Origin of the sequence: Dokdonia ponticola (assembly GCF_042653865.1) — a bacterium.
Lineage (GTDB): Bacteria > Bacteroidota > Bacteroidia > Flavobacteriales > Flavobacteriaceae > Dokdonia > Dokdonia ponticola.
The window spans coordinates 1-16,225 of sequence record NZ_JBHSFV010000020.1; the positions used below are offsets into that span (position 1 = coordinate 1).

10 protein-coding genes are annotated in these 16,225 nt (G+C 32.2%); all 10 read left to right on the plus strand.

Annotated elements, in window-relative coordinates:
- The first annotated feature begins 617 nt into the window (after positions 1 to 617).
- The gene (locus tag ACFO3O_RS21205) at positions 618 to 1,190 is read left to right on the plus strand and encodes a restriction endonuclease subunit S (RefSeq protein ID WP_379982637.1); all 573 of its coding nucleotides are present in this window, start codon (positions 618 to 620) and stop codon (positions 1,188 to 1,190) included.
- Between the two features lie 214 nt (positions 1,191 to 1,404).
- Positions 1,405 to 1,629 carry a DUF2188 domain-containing protein gene (locus tag ACFO3O_RS21210; protein ID WP_379982639.1) on the plus strand — a complete coding sequence of 75 codons (225 nt, stop codon included), beginning with the start codon at positions 1,405 to 1,407 and terminating at the stop codon, positions 1,627 to 1,629.
- A gap of 60 nt (positions 1,630 to 1,689) precedes the next feature.
- Complete coding sequence (locus ACFO3O_RS21215) at positions 1,690 to 3,192, plus strand: type I restriction-modification system subunit M (protein ID WP_379982641.1); 1,503 nt, start codon at positions 1,690 to 1,692, stop codon at positions 3,190 to 3,192.
- A 1-nt stretch (position 3,193) separates the two neighbouring features.
- Entirely contained in the window at positions 3,194 to 4,417 is a 1,224-nt protein-coding gene (locus tag ACFO3O_RS21220; RefSeq protein WP_379982643.1) for a restriction endonuclease subunit S, read from the plus strand.
- Entirely contained in the window at positions 4,417 to 5,433 is a 1,017-nt protein-coding gene (locus tag ACFO3O_RS21225) for an adenylate/guanylate cyclase domain-containing protein (RefSeq protein WP_379982645.1), read from the plus strand. Before ACFO3O_RS21220 ends, ACFO3O_RS21225 begins: the two co-directional genes overlap by 1 nt.
- Before the next feature lie 5 nt (positions 5,434 to 5,438).
- Entirely contained in the window at positions 5,439 to 5,960 is a 522-nt protein-coding gene (locus ACFO3O_RS21230; RefSeq protein WP_379982647.1) for a Pycsar system effector family protein, read from the plus strand.
- A 2-nt stretch (positions 5,961 to 5,962) separates the two neighbouring features.
- Positions 5,963 to 9,223 (plus strand): type I restriction endonuclease subunit R, encoded by a 3,261-nt coding sequence (locus tag ACFO3O_RS21235; protein WP_379982649.1) that lies wholly within the window; start codon positions 5,963 to 5,965, stop codon positions 9,221 to 9,223.
- A gap of 5 nt (positions 9,224 to 9,228) precedes the next feature.
- Complete coding sequence (locus ACFO3O_RS21240; RefSeq protein WP_379982651.1) at positions 9,229 to 9,933, plus strand: M48 family metallopeptidase; 705 nt, start codon at positions 9,229 to 9,231, stop codon at positions 9,931 to 9,933.
- 834 nt (positions 9,934 to 10,767) lie between these two features.
- Positions 10,768 to 14,175 carry a hypothetical protein gene (locus ACFO3O_RS21245; protein ID WP_379982653.1) on the plus strand — a complete coding sequence of 1,136 codons (3,408 nt, stop codon included), beginning with the start codon at positions 10,768 to 10,770 and terminating at the stop codon, positions 14,173 to 14,175.
- Between the two features lie 27 nt (positions 14,176 to 14,202).
- Positions 14,203 to 15,525, plus strand: coding sequence for a hypothetical protein (locus tag ACFO3O_RS21250; protein WP_379982655.1), 1,323 nt, complete (start codon positions 14,203 to 14,205; stop codon positions 15,523 to 15,525).
- Positions 15,526 to 16,225 lie beyond the last annotated feature (700 nt).

The following is a 16,225-nucleotide window of genomic DNA, read 5'->3' on the forward strand; positions in this document are numbered from 1 at the left end:
AGCAGAATCCTTTAATGCAAAAATCAAAGCATTTAGAGCACAATTCAGAGGTGTCAAAAATGTAGAATTCTTCCTATTTAGATTAACTAGAATATTTGCATAAACACAACAATTGGTCTTGATCCGAAGACCTTTTAAATTATAAGGAAAGTGTTTTAACTAGTTGTTATTAGATTTTTATGTGTATTTCACTTGTGTTTTACCCAAAACAAAACAGACAGTTACAAATAAATGTAACTGTCTGTTTTTAAGTAGCGAGAACGAGAATTGAACTCGTGACCTCCGGGTTATGAACTGTAACTTGTATTTTTAAATATATTGATTTTCAGTACCTTAGAATGTATTTAAACTGCAAATAATAGCATATCCCTACATCTAATAGCATGTAAAACCCTACGTTGGTTAATTTTTATTTTTAAATATTTTAAATATTTTATAAAATATCAATAAGTTAAAGAATAGAAAGAAGCCAATAAAGGCAATACACTGAAGATTATTTACCACATTTGAAACACTCTACAATAAAATAATATTCAATAGTTTCATAAATCTGAAACGATCTACAATAAATTATTCGTATATTTGCAATCAATTAACAAAAGAATTGATATGCTTTTATGAATAGAAAACTTAGAGATATTGCAGACATCCAGTTTGGCTCGTATGACAAACCTACCAGTATAGGTGAGGTGAAATATCTCCATGCTAGTCATTTTGATAAACTTCTTAATCCCACTAAGTTTAAAGAAAGCTTTATTGAACTTGATGATAAGAATGAGAAATTCTTATTACAGGAAAATGATGTTATCCTTGCTGGTAAAGGACATCGCACATTTGCGTGGGCATATGATATATCTTTTGGAAAAATAATCCCATCATCTCTATTTTTTATTATCAGAATAAATTCTCAAGAGATTTTGAATACTTATTTAGCTCAGTATCTCAATTCAGAAAAAGTACAATATAATTTAAAACTCATAGGAGCTGGGGCTACGATTACTTCTATTCCAAAAAAAGAATTAGAGCAAATAACGATTGCTATTCCTTCACTAGAAGAACAGCAACGTATCGTTAATCTCATAGAGCTTATGGATAAAGAAGTGATATTAATACAAGAACTATTAAAGAAGCAAACAGCTTTAAAGAAAGGTGTAGTGAATATATTAATTAATAACCAAATGAAAGTGTAGGACAGAAAAAAGTCTTAAAAAGTTAGTCGCTTTTTAAGACTTGTAATAAGGTATTGTTTTCTCTCAGTGGCTTGTCACCGAACTGAAGTCAACAACGTTTGTGACAAAACGAATGTATGCCTTATTAATGACAAATCAAAACAGTGGTTTGTCTAGACTCGGCAAGTCTGTTCTACTCCGTAAAAAGATTGAACATTTTTTAAACGTATACGCAATGGCAGATACAAGACATGTAGTGCCTAACCCTAATGGTGGTTGGGACTCAAAAAAAGGAGGAGCTAGTAGAGCTTCAAAACATTTTGAAAAAAAAGCTGATGCTGAAAAGTACAGTAGAGATTTATCAAGAAGCGAAGGCTCTGAGTTATTCATCCATGGTAAGGATGGTAAAATTCAAAGAAAGGACTCTCACGGAAACGACAAGTTCCCTCCTAGAGGCTAATTATTAATTAAAAATGGAAGAGCGTAAAAACAATTACGCTCTTCCTATTAAAAAATACGAATGGGTAAACTAACACAAGAAGAAATCAATAATAAAGTATGGGCAGCCTGTGATACTTTTCGAGGTACTATAGATGCTACACAATACAAAGATTACATCCTTACAATGCTCTTCATTAAATACATCAGTGATGTGAATAAAGAGAAGCGAGAAGATTATCTCTTAAAATATGATGGAGATCAAGAACGTGTAGTACGAGCCATGAAGCACGAACGCTTTAAAATTCCTGAAGAAAGCTCTTTTGAATTTCTCTATGAAAAGCGAAACGCAGATAACCTTGGGGAGCTCATCAATATTGCATTAGAAAACATAGAAGATGCTAACCGCTCTAAGCTTGAAAAGGTATTTAGAAATATTGATTACAACTCAGAGCCTAACTTAGGACAAACCAAAGACCGTAATCGTAGGTTAAAAAACCTTCTAGGGGATTTTGTAGATCTAGATATGCGACCATCTAATCTGGAAGGTAATGACATTATTGGTGACGCCTATGAATTCTTAATAGATAGGTTTGCATCTGACGCTGGTAAAAAAGCAGGAGAGTTTTATACTCCTAAAAATGTATCTGTATTACTTGCTAAGTTGGTGCAAGCAAAAGCTGGCGACCGTGTGTGTGACCCAACTTGTGGTTCTGGCTCACTACTATTAAAAGTAGCTAATGAGATAGGAAGCAAAAACGTTTCTCTTAATGGACAAGAGGTAAATGGTAGTACATGGGCATTGGCTCGCATGAATATGTTTCTGCATGAAATGGACAACGCTACTATAGAATGGGGTGATACATTAAATAACCCATTATTAAAGGAAAACGATGCCCTAATGAAATTTGATATTGTAGTAGCAAATCCTCCTTTCTCTCTAGATAAATGGGGAGCGGATAATGCTGGTGCAGACAGATATAATCGTTTTCATAGAGGAGTACCGCCTAAAAGTAAAGGTGATTATGCTTTTATAACCCATATGCTAGAGACTTTGAACGAGACTGGAAAAGCAGGCGTAGTATTACCTCATGGTGTATTATTTAGGGGAAGTAGTGAAGGGAAAATTAGAACGCAGCTTATCAAGGAGAATCTATTAAAAGCAGTCATTGGATTGCCTCCTAATTTGTTTTTTGGGACAGGAATCCCTGCTACCATTTTAATTTTTGATAAGAACAGACAGCACCCAAAAACAGAACAAGAAAAAGAAGTCCTTTTTATTGATGCGAGTAATGAGTTTGACAGTACGAAAAATCAAAACAAGTTAGATGAAGACACCCATATTAAAAAGATACTAAAAACGTATACCAGTTGGAAGACTATTGATAAATATAGCTATGTCGCACAACATAGTGAAATAGAAGAGAATGATTATAACCTTAATATACCACGTTATGTAGATACATTTGAGGAGGAAGAACCTATAGATATTAAAGAAACACAAGAAGAGATTAAAATCTTGAAACAACAAATTGATGAGGTTGAGAGTGAATTAACGAAACACTTAACTGAATTAGGGTTTTAATATGGGAATAGTCGAACAAAAAAAAGATGGATATAAGAAGACTAAATTAGGTTGGATTCCCAAGGATTGGGCTAATTATTTTATTGGTGATTTGATTAAATTTTCAGGAGGAAGTCAACCACCTAGAAGCACCTTTAAATTTAAAGAAAGTGAAGGTTATATTCGATTAATACAAACTAGGGATTATCGCACTAATAAATACAAAACATATGTAAAAGAGAGTGTTGTAAAAAAGGTTTGCAACAAAGATGACATTATGATTGGTAGATATGGACCTCCAATTTTTCAACTTTTTAAAGGATTGGAAGGTGCATATAATGTCGCACTAATTAAGGCTATCCCTAACGAAAATAAAGTGATTAGAGATTATGCTTGGTATTTTCTGAATAGACGAGATTTAAGAGCTTTCCTAGAATCTCTATCACAACGATCTGGAGGACAGACAGGGATAGAAATGGATGCTTTGAAAAAATATCCTTTTCCTATACCATCGATTCCTGAACAACAAAAAATAGCCTCTATCCTTTCTAGTTGGGATAATGCTATTGAAACGACCCAAACGCTAATTAATAAATTAGAAACCCGTAAGAAAGGATTAATGCAGCAATTATTAACTGGAAAGTTGCGATTAGATGGGTTTGAAGATAAATGGAAAAAGGTCAACATAGGACAAATAGCAACTCAATTTACAGATAAAAATAAAGCTGATGAAGTCATAGAAGTTTTATCCTGTACTAAGTATGATGGATTAGTTAGGTCTTTGGATTATTTCGGAAGAAAAGTGTTCGGTGATGATTTGTCAAAATACAAATTAGTCCCCAAAGGATATTTTGCATATGCCACAAACCACATTGAAGAAGGCTCAATAGGATATCAAAATCTTATGAACCGAGGTTTAGTTAGTCCTATGTACACAGTATTTAAAACAAGCGAAGAAATAGACGATTCATTTTTCTTCAGATTACTCAAGACTGATAGAATGCTTTATCAATATCAAAGTAATATGTCTGGCTCTATTGCAAGACGAGGTGGTTTACGATGGAATGTATTTGAGACTCTAGTTGTGAATATTCCATCTATCAAAGAGCAAAAAGAAATAGCAAGTTTGTTTGACAAAATAGATTTAGAAATTGCATATCAAGAAAAGCGACTAGAGCAATTACAAACTCAAAAAAAAGGATTAATGCAACAATTGTTGACTGGACAGATTAGAACTAAATTATAATGGCAGTGAAGAAGATCATAGAAGAAATAGACGGAGAGATTAAAGATATTTTGAATACTGAGTTTTCATATACTAATACTAAGTATGTTCCTAATTTAGATGATAGTGCACTCACCTTTGGTAATACAGAAGAAAAGAAAGCTAAAGTCATAAATACTTGTGTTCTGTTTGTAGACATAAGAGGTTCGGTGGCTTTGACTAAAAAACATCATACCAAAACAATGGGAAGGTTGTATTCCGCTTTCGCGAAAGCAGTATTAAAAGCAGCACATCACCATAGTGGCTATGTACGTAATATTATAGGTGATCGTGTGATGGTTGTATTTCCTTCATTCAATTGTTACTTAAATGCCGTAAACTGCGCTATAACCATTAACCACGTATGCGCTAATATAATAGATAAACAATTTACTGGAATGGATTTTAAGTGTGGTATTGGTGTAGATTATGGAGAGTTAAAAGTTATAAAGGTAGGAACTCCAAAACAAGGTAGAGAGGCGAATGAAAACAGAGGTCTTGTTTGGACAGGATATCCCGCGAATCTTGCCTCTAGACTCACAGATACTGCTAATAAAATTGTCGAAGAAGATTACTATGAAGTAAAGAGGAATCCTTTTAATCACGCTAAATTTTTTGGAGGAATGGGATTTGGAGGAGTGGGATTACTCGACATAAGCCCATTAGGAGGAACACCAATAAACAGAGCTGAACAACCTACGTATTTAGACAAAATAGAAACCGTCGAAATGACACCAGAAAAATTTGCAGATTCTATAAAAACATCAACTACAGGTAGTGTTTACATTTCGGGAGGTAGATTCATTAGCTTTCTAAAGAAGACTAGAAAAACAGAATATCCAGCCATACTCATATCTAAGACAGTTTACAATGGATATAAAAAAGAAAAGCCAAAGGCAAACGATGTTGTCAATAAATGGTGGGAAAAAGAAAAATACAACGTTAAGGACGTTACCGATGAGGTATATGGTTCAAATTTAACTTGGAATATAAATTAGGAAATATGAATGAAGTATTGGTGAAAATATTAGACGAAACAAAAGAATGGCTAAAATTTGCAGAAGCAAAAAATGCTATGCTATTAGCTTTTAATGCAGGCTCTATTTATGGAATTTCTAAACTCTCTTTTTTGAATAAAATTGAAGGGATAAATTTTATAGATGGCTATTTTTCATTTGTAACCATTTTATTAGTGCTCTCTACCGCTACTTGTTTAATATCCTTTGTACCTCGTCTTAAGTTTATGTATTTAAGCATTACGAACTCTAAAGAAGAGAATAATATTTTCTTCTTTGAACATCTTGGAGAAAGTACTCCAAAACAGATTTTAAAATCCTTAAAAGAAAAAGGAGTAAAAGATGAATTCTCCGAGATAGATACTGATATTGCTGTTCAAATACATTCACTTGCAAATGTAGCTAGAAGGAAATATGGCTTATTTACTATTGCTATTTGGATAACTGTATCAGCTTATGTATCACTTATCATAGCTGCGATTTTTGCTGGATATATTTATAAAAAATAGGTATGAGTACACCATCATTTTTAGAAGATCACATATCACAGATCCCTGCAATTCAGTTGCTCATAAGCTTAGGTTATAACTATCTCTCTCCAGAGGAAGCATTAGAATTAAGAGGAGGTAAAAAGTCTCACGTATTACTAGATTCTATAGTTAAAAAACAACTTAAGACCATTAATACCATTCATCGTAAAGGTGAGGAATATGAGTTTTCAGATTCTAATATAAATGCAGCAGTAATTGCATTGAAGGATTTACCTATAAATGAAGGTTTCTTAAATGCAAATGCAGCTTTGTACGACCTTATTACTTTAGGTAAAGCAATGGAGCAAAGTATAGACGGAGACAAAAAGAGTCATACGCTTCAATATATAGACTGGGAGGTTTCTGAGAACAATGTATTTCACGTAAGTGAAGAATATAGTGTGCTACGCACAGGGCGGACAGATACATATAGACCAGATATCGTGTTATTTATTAATGGTATACCAACTGTTATTATTGAGTGCAAAAGTCCTTCTCTTGGTGGTACGAAGTCTCCAACAGATCTTGCTATAGAACAACATATCAGAAATTTCAGTAAAACAGGAATACGCTCGTTATATGTGTATTCGCAATTATTACTAAGTATCGCTACGAATGATGGAAGCTATGGAACAACTGGAACTAGTAAAGAGTTTTGGGCTAAATGGAAAGAGCAGTTTCCTACTCAAAAAGAGCAAGATGCATACTACGGTGATCTTATTAGCTTAAAAAACACACCACTTACTGAATCCCAAAAAGATAAATTATTCGGAGAACGGACCTTTGGGTTCAATTATGTTAGACGCTATTTTGATGGTATAGAAAAGGAAGAAAGGACGCTTACCAAGCAAGATGAACTATTGTACAGTTTGTGCAGACCAAAGCGCATACTAGATATCATTAGAAATTTTACAATTTATGATGAGGGAATTAAAAAAGTAGCGAGATACCAACAATTCTTTGCGGTAAATGATACATTAAGTCGTGTTTCGCGTTTTGATAATACGGGTAAAAGACAAGGAGGTGTCATATGGCACACGCAAGGAAGTGGTAAATCCTTAACAATGGTGATGCTTGCTCAAATGATAGCATCAAGCGATAACATAAAGAATCCTAAAATCTTATTGGTTACTGATAGGATAGATTTAGATGACCAGATATCAGATACGTTTAAAAAATGCCAGAAAGAAGTTGTACAGGCAAAAACGGGAGCTCATCTTTCTGACCTTTTGGTTGATAAAAGTGATGCTATCATAACCACGATAATTAATAAATTTGAAGCAGCAGTAAAACAGTGTAAAACACCTTTTCTATCATCTGACATATTTGTAATGATTGATGAAGGGCATAGAACCCAATATGGGAGTTTCAACGTTAGTATGAGACGAGTGTTTCCTAACGCCTGTTTTCTTGCATTTACAGGAACTCCTTTGATGAAAAAAGAGAAGAGTACCGCAAATAAGTTTGGAGGCTATATAGGGCTTCCGTATACTGTAAAAGATGCAGTTGATGATGGGGCTGTAGTTCCTTTACTTTATGAAGGAAGGCATAATTTAATTACAGTTGACGAAAAACCAATAAATCGGTTCTTTGATAAAGTTTCAGAACCATTGTCGGATTATGGGAAAGCAAATTTGAAAAGGAAATTCAATACGATTAATGAACTAAATAAAGCTAAAAAAGTAGTTTATGAAAGAGCTTGGGACATTTCAGAGCATTACAGAGACTTTTTTCAAACGCATCAAGATAAGTATAAACCAAAAGCGCAACTAGTTGCTCCAACGATTAAAACAGCATTACTTTATAAAGAGTTTCTTGATGATATAGGAATTGTAACCTCTGAGGTCGTTGTAACCCAATCTGACCCAAGAGAAGGAATTGAAGACGGGTTTTATAATGTAAATGAGGAGAAAGAAAGAGAAGACGCTTACTTTGGAGCAATGATTGATAAATATGGAGATTTAAAACGTTTTGAAAAAAGTGTTATTACCCAATTTAAAAAACGTGAGCATCCAGAAATACTGATTGTTGTTGCTAAATTATTAACAGGGTTTGACGCCCCAAACAATACCGTTCTATATTTATGTAGATCTTTAAGAGAACACACTTTACTGCAAGCGGTTGCTAGAGTAAATCGAGTTTACCCAGGTAAAGATTATGGATATATCATTGATTATTATGGTAATCTTGAAAATCTTGATGATGCGCTAAGTACATATTCTGGCCTTGCAGATTTTAATGAAGAAGATCTGGAGTCATCACTTATAAAAATAAATGATGAGGTTAAAAAACTTCCACAAGCACATTCTGAACTTTGGGATATTTTTAGAACACTTAAAGATAAAAACTTAGAACCTACAGCTTATGAAGAACTTTTGTCTCCTGAAGATGTTAGGAATAAGTTTTACGAGAAACTAAGTCACTTCGCACGCCTTTTGAAAATGGCACTATCATCTCTTGATTTTATTACCGATACTGAAGAGAAAAAAGTAGATATGTACAAAAGAGATGCTAAATTCTTTTTAAAACTCCGTGTAGATGTCAAAAGAAGATATAATGATGACCTTTCCTATCAAGAGTTTGAACCTCAAATACAAAAGTTAATCAATAACCATATCTCAACAGAAGGAGAGATCATGAAAGTTACGGACTTAGTAAACATTTTTGACAAAGAAGAGCGTGAAGCTGAGATAGAAAAGATTACAGGTAAAGCAGCTCAAGCCGACCATATAGCAAGTAGAACTATCAAGGCTATAAACGTTAAGATGCAAGAAGACCCAGTCTATTATAAAAAACTGGCAGACCTTATCAAGGAAACAATTGAACTATATTACCTGAAGCGCATTACAGAAGCCGAATTCCTTAAAAGAGCCAAAGCTCAAGAAGATAGTTTCCTTAATGGCAGATCTAATGACGCTCCTCCAGAGCTTGCAGATAACGATGCGGCACTTGCTTTTTATAATTTTAGTAAATCTGTATATGATGATTCAGAATTATTAAAAGTAGCATTTCATATTGAAACCAGTTTAGCAATAGACAGGACTGTGAAGGATAATATATATCTGAACGAAAATAAAATTATTGAATGGCACAGAAATGAAGATATTACAGGTAAAATAAATATAGCATTAGGAGATGTATTATATGAGCTTTTAAAGAAGTTTGATTTAGATACAAATTGGGATAAGATAGACCACCTAATAGAAGAGTGTATGAAAGTAGCTATCCTCAAGTACAAGTAAACCATATGAAAGATCAAATTAAATATGGAAATACACTAATTAATTACCAACTTGATTTTGTAGAGCGTAAGTCTCTAGCTATAAAAGTGCATCCTGATAAAAGTGTTAATGTAATTGCTCCTAAAGGTAGCTCCATTCAAAAAGTTAGAGAAAAAGTTAGGAAGAAAGCTCCTTGGATAGTAAGACAGCAAGACTTTTTCCTGTCTTTTCACCCATTAACTCCTGCTAGAAAATTTATAAGTGGCGAAACTCACCTCTATCTTGGAAAGCAATACAGATTAAAGTTACATACAGATCTACAATCGTCAGTGAAGCTTGCGGGGGGCTTTATTAACGTATACATTGATAATATTGAAGATAAGGCAAGAATTGAAAAACTATTAAATAACTGGTACAGAGAAAAAGCAACGTATCACTTTGAACAATTATTTAAGGAAAATCTAGCTTTCGCGAAAAGCTTGCATAACGAAGAACCTAAGTTATCATTAAGATGGATGAAGAAAAGATGGGGTTCTTGTTCTAAAGATGGCAAAATTCTATTGAACTTGGAACTTATAAAAGCACCTAAAAAATGTATAGAATACGTAATTGTACACGAAATTTGCCACTTAAAATACTTAAATCATAGTAATTCTTTTTACAATTTACTAAACAATACGTATCCAGACTGGAAAGCCACTAAGGATAGGCTTGAGCGAATAATGGTGTAAATTTATGAAATACATCAAATTTATTTACGCTTAAGAAAGCTCAAATTGGTAGTTTATACGCTGTACTTTATATAAAAAGCCGAGATTTATCTCGGCTTTCACTTTATTTATAGTGCTGATATGGCTGAATTACGGCAGACCTGCTATTTCTACGACACTTTTGAAATGAAGCAGCCCTTAAAAGGGAAGTTACTCAAAGTATGGTCTTTGTATAATTCTAAATTATCAAAGTTTTGTTCTTTCAAACGCTAAAAAATGAAAAGAGTTTCCTATGATACATCGATTAAATTGGTATTACTCGCCACGGACTTTTACAAGATATACTCACTGAAGAACAAATAGCTCTGATTTCAGCTAATTATTTAACTATCTCACTTTCAAAAATATACCTTAATTTGGGGTACATTATTGTAAAATGACCTAGAGATAGGGCGATAGCAAGGAAGCCTAAAAATACAGGTTAATTTTATTAGAAGGCACAAATATTTTAATGATTTACGGAAAACCGTATTTAGAATTTATTTTAATTACTTAAATTCCAATTAATTCCAAGTTATAAAAACAACATTAAGTATTTGAAAAATAGATATTCTACATTATTTATGCTCGCTTACCAGTAGCCATTTTTTACATCACGAATAAATAAAAATACTGAATATCAAATAGTTAATTAACATTTAAGTACATTTACACTTTTACATGAGTTTTAATTTTTAGCAACCTAATTGTATTAAGATTTAAAAATTCAACTATACACTAATCTAAAAACAAACTTCTCTTAATTATATAATATTATATATACTAGATTTTTGTGTGTGATAAAACCAACCAAAAATGAAAGAAAAAACTAAAGTCATTATAAATTTAAATAGTTACTTACTCTTAATAATTATTTTATTTACAGTTAGTTGTGAGAATAGTGAAAAAACTGATTTAACACCTGATAACCCTCTTAACATCGTTTTTGGTGAAATAAAGAACGATAATTACGGGGAAATTATTTATCAGGACAAAACTGTAGTCTTAAATAATCAATTAAAAAATAACTTATTAGAAGTTAGTCAAAACTATTTAATTTTTAATTATTCTAGTTCTTTTGAATTATTAAAACAAGGTGATGTTTTATTTTCAGGGAAAACTGAACTTGCTCCTAATGGTTTTGCTAGAAAAATTTTATTGGTAGAAAAAAACGATCAAACTGTAAGAATTATTACATCACAAGCCAATGCTGAGGATGTATTCGAAAAAGTAAGATATAAAGAAGATTTAAGTTTAGATTTTGATAATATTAAAAACCTTTTAGGAAATGATAATGTTGATCTAAGAAATAATCAAAGCCCATCAGTTGACGTTGATTTTAATGTAAATAATGAAAGAGTAGATATTACTTTAAAGTTTGATTATGATAATAATTTTCAAACAAAAGCTGATCAGCTAGATCTCTCTGGTTTTGTAGAAATATCCCATATTGTTAACCCGTCTTTAATTTATAATTTTGATTTATTCAACCCTAGTAATAATGTCTTATCCTTGACAGGATTAACAGATATTACTCTTGGAGGAGAAATAACTTACGGTGGGAAAAAATCTTATGAATTTATAGAAGATGATTTTGTCAATGCAAATACTAATCAACCATTAGAAATAGATAGAAGTTTTGAATTAATTAGTATTCCGCTAACAGGTCTATACACTCCTAGTGATATAATAACACAACCTGAAATTATAATCTTTGCAAGATTTCAAGTAGATATTACTGGAAAAATAAGTATTGAATTCAGTAAGACATTTAGATATAATTATAACATATCTTATCTAGGTGCTACAACAGGCAATGGTTGGGATAATACATTTGAAGAGGTACTAGACGATAGTTGGAATTTTGATTATGGTGCTACAGCTGAAATAGAACTAGAAGCGACCCCTTTTGCTGTGGGACCTATTATAGCTTTCCCACAATTTTTATTACAGGGTAATAATCCATCATTTGTAGGTGTCTTTATTTATCCGTGGACACAAAAAGTTAATGCGACTATAGATTATAATTCTTCTACCCAATGTTTTGAAACAGATATTATTCAACAAAATAAATGGGAAGCAACTTTTGAAGCTCAAATCTCAACTTTATTTAATAATAATGAAAGTATTGATATAGATTTAGTATTATACTCTGAATCTTATACAACAGATAATAACTTTAGTGTTCCTGATTTCTGTTTTACAAGTAACTCAATTCCAACTTTAACTACTGAGCCCATATCTAATATCACTCAAACATCAGCTATTAGTGGAGGTAATATAACTGATAGCGGGGGCAGTGATATTACTTCTAGAGGTATTTGTTGGAGTAATAGCCCCGATCCTATTATAAATGATAATATAACTAATGACGGTACTGGAAGTGGTAGTTTTACAAGTAATATAAATAACTTAAATCCTAACACCACATATTATGTTAAAGCATACGCAATAAACAGTTCAGGCATAGCCTATGGAAATCAACGAGTTTTCACAACAGATTCTAACGGTAATTCAATTCCAACACTGACGACTAACCCAACTTCAAATATAACTCAGACATCTGCTACTAGTGGTGGAAACATAACAAGTGATGGCGGGAATGATATTACTTTAAGGGGTATTTGCTGGAGTGTCAATCCAAATCCAACGATAAATGACAACACCACAAATAATGGTGAAGGTGCAGGAAATTTCACTAGTATTATAAATAATCTAAATACTAACACAACTTATTATATAAAGGCTTATGCTATAAACAATGAAGGTGTTGCTTATGGTAATCAGCAAGTTTTCACAACAAATCCTGATAGTAACACAACGCCAACACTAACAACTAATCCGACCTCAAATATTACTCAAACTTCTGCTACTAGTGGTGGAAATATAACTAGTGATGGAGGAAATGATGTTACCTTAAGAGGAGTTTGCTGGAGTAACAACCCCAATCCCACTATAAATGATAATACAACAAATAATGGTGGAGGCACAGGAAATTTCACCAGTAATATAAATAACTTGAATCCTAACACTACCTATTATATTAAAGCTTATGCTATAAATGGCGAAGGTATTGCTTATGGTAATCAACAAGTTTTCACAACAGATTCTAATAATAATTCAATTCCAACACTTACAACCAACCCTACCTCAAATATTACCGAAACTTCTGCTACTAGTGGTGGAAATGTAACTAGTGATGGAGGTAACAACGTTACTTTAAGAGGGATTTGTTGGAGTAATAACCCCAATCCCACTATAAATGATAATATAACAAATAATGGCGGTGGAACAGGAAATTTCACTAGCAATATAAATAATTTAAACCCTAGTACAACTTATTATATTAAAGCGTATGCTATAAATAATGAAGGTGTCGCTTATGGTGATCAACAAGTATTTACAACATTAACTGATTCTAGTCAACCAAACCTAATCTTTAATGATTTTAGAATTGATAATGATGACAATAATAATGAAATAGTTGAAGCTGGAGAAGATATAGATTTAGATATTCAAGTAAGAAATATTGGGAACGCTACTGCTAATAATGTAGAAGTTTACATTGACACAAATGATACTGACATTAATATATCTGACAATAGTCAAGGCTATGGAGATGTGTCACAAGGGGCTTATGAATGGAATAGCGGAAATTTAGATTTTCAGGTTTCACCAAATTGTCCAACAAAGACAGTTAATTTTACAATTACTTTTACCTCAGATGAAGGTTCTTGGTCTGATAATTTTTCCATTGATATCCAAGGTCAAGATGGAAATGACCCTATTCCAATTACTCCAACAGATTCTTGTTATGACGCTCCTACTCTCGAAGTTGGGACTGAATATATTGTAAATGTAAATACTAGCATGTATGGATTCGGAGAGCCTATTGATGGAGAAAGCGATAATGGAAACGATGTTAGAGGTTTTTGGATTGAGTTTAATCAACCTAGTGGATATATAGGAGATATAGAAATTCAAGTCTATGATGTAAGCGCAAATTTTGACCCAGTAATAGGAACAAAATTAAGTTGTAATGGTATTTACTATGAACAATCTAATTCTAATTCTTTTGTCGCTAATGATAATGGTTATGGTGGGTCGGAAACCTTTACAACATATAGCGGTAATAATGGTTATACCGAAAGGGTTAGAATTTACCATTATTATGGAAATGAAACATCAAATATTACTTTCAAAATTAAAGTTGAACTACAATAAATAACCTAAAAAAGGCTTAACAATAGTATGTATTTAGGGAATAGTAATTTTTGGAAGATTTTTCCAAGTGTAGATACTGTAGCATATTATCATCCTTTAGGAAATTTTATTTCATTTAATAAAATAAGTAAAGATCAATTTGCTGAAGTATATAAAAATCCAAGTAAATTTTCAGAACATCAAAGTATCATTGTTCACGAAATGCAACATTGGTTAGACCATATAGGAACACTATGGGGAGTGCAAAAACTAGCAAAGATTTACAGAGCCTTTGATAGTATTTTTCACGGAGATGAATCAGAAATGTTTAAGGTTAAAGAATTACACGATAGTTTTAAAGGAGATAAATTTGCTGTTTATTACTCTGAAATATATAATAAGATACAAGGAAGCGCAAGAGAACCTTGGAGATATAGCTTCTCTATGGGATTACGTTATGATAGTTTAGGACACATAGATAAAAGTAAGCCGATTTTTTTTGCAAAATTCAACTCACATAATGATCTTCCTGTCGCTAGAGTACCACTTTCTACTGCCTCATTATTAGAAACAACAGCTACTTTTGCAGAAATAGCTTCACGTTTAACTGATATTCATTCTTTAGATGAGTTTTCTTTCAAAATTGAGTTAAAATTATTTGGGGACAAAATCTTCAAAAAACTATATAATTCTGATTTGTCATTATACACAGTAGGTGTCCATACCACAACAAACATATTAAACATTAAAGATGCCATTAAAGGGTATGAAATAGCCTCACAGTTTGCTACGTTATCACTTAATTTAACTACCGAATCTTTTAAAAAAATTATTATTCCTAAATCCTTCAAAGTGAAAGAATGGGAAGATAGACCTATAAAGTTAATGGAGTTAAAAGATCGTGGATTTGCATTTGTTTGCCTTTTAATGAATTATGCCGAGAAATATGGAGCTTATAATCTAAAAACCTTTAATATAGAACGTGTGCTAGAAGCCTCTGGGCTTCCTAATGCTGAAAAACTAGAAACAGACGTTAATAATGAAATTCTCAATATTTCAAAAGAATTAGGTTTAGAGCAAAATACTTTTTTTAATCTATTTACGACTAAGGTAGCTACGGGCAGTGCTTCGAGAAATGCTGTAGGCATTGCCCAACAGCGAATAGAAACTGAAAGCTACTCTAAGATGAAAGACAAAGACCTTCCGTATATTATTTGTAATGACACCTATTTTGAGCATGATGACATTAACCTACAATCAGTAATTACTAAATTGAAAATAGCAGTCCCTATATCACGTGAGGAATGGTGGGCTGTGTATGAGTTTTGTGAATTAAAAACAGACCATTTTGGTGAAATTTGTGGTGTTTAAAATTAATTGACACTTTGTGTCCCATCACTAAAAGTTACTATGAATTTCAATACTAACTTGTTAAACATTCGGAGAAAGAAGCTGAAACTACTGAAAACCCAAACCTACAATTTTGTTAGACCTAACTTTTAAGATTATCATTGTACTTTCTTTCATAATAGTAGTTCTTTTTATTTATGAAGGTTTCTGAAGAACTAACTAGCTATTTTTAATTAAGGGTTAGTCACATACGCTGTGATTGACCCTTTTTGCTATTTTAACACACTCCCTATTTCAAACATTGGAAGATACATCGCGATTAAAATAATACCAATCATAATCCCTACAACGAGAATGATAAAGGGTTCTAAAATCGTAGAGAACGTTTTTGATTTTTGTAAAAGGTAGTGTCCAATAAAGTGCGTAAGTAGAAAATTAGGCGGGTTATTATTTTTATATAAAGAATAATTGTTCAGGATGTATTATATGATGGATAACAAGTAATTATGATAAATCAACTTTAACAAAAAGATAACATAGGTTAAAATATTTTTAATCAATTACTTAAGAAATATTGACATTGTTATTTTGTGTATGATCAGTACTTTAGGGTAAATTACTTGTAATAATTATTTATGTTTGTAACATAAAATTAAAATGGTAGTATAATTCATTATTTTAATTTTATTAAAATAAGCACCACACCCCCTATTATTGAAAT

What these genes read in the sequence shown, in the direction of transcription:
- ACFO3O_RS21250 (WP_379982655.1), top strand. Translation starts at nt 14,203, where the DNA reads ATGTATTTAGGGAATAGTAATTTTTGGAAGATTTTTCCAAGTGTAGAT.
- ACFO3O_RS21230 (WP_379982647.1), top strand. Translation starts at nt 5,439, where the DNA reads ATGAATGAAGTATTGGTGAAAATATTAGACGAAACAAAAGAATGGCTA.
- ACFO3O_RS21210 (WP_379982639.1), top strand. Translation starts at nt 1,405, where the DNA reads ATGGCAGATACAAGACATGTAGTGCCTAACCCTAATGGTGGTTGGGAC.
- ACFO3O_RS21205 (WP_379982637.1), top strand. Translation starts at nt 618, where the DNA reads ATGAATAGAAAACTTAGAGATATTGCAGACATCCAGTTTGGCTCGTAT.
- ACFO3O_RS21240 (WP_379982651.1), top strand. Translation starts at nt 9,229, where the DNA reads ATGAAAGATCAAATTAAATATGGAAATACACTAATTAATTACCAACTT.
- ACFO3O_RS21245 (WP_379982653.1), top strand. Translation starts at nt 10,768, where the DNA reads ATGAAAGAAAAAACTAAAGTCATTATAAATTTAAATAGTTACTTACTC.
- ACFO3O_RS21225 (WP_379982645.1), top strand. Translation starts at nt 4,417, where the DNA reads ATGGCAGTGAAGAAGATCATAGAAGAAATAGACGGAGAGATTAAAGAT.
- ACFO3O_RS21215 (WP_379982641.1), top strand. Translation starts at nt 1,690, where the DNA reads ATGGGTAAACTAACACAAGAAGAAATCAATAATAAAGTATGGGCAGCC.
- ACFO3O_RS21220 (WP_379982643.1), top strand. Translation starts at nt 3,194, where the DNA reads ATGGGAATAGTCGAACAAAAAAAAGATGGATATAAGAAGACTAAATTA.
- ACFO3O_RS21235 (WP_379982649.1), top strand. Translation starts at nt 5,963, where the DNA reads ATGAGTACACCATCATTTTTAGAAGATCACATATCACAGATCCCTGCA.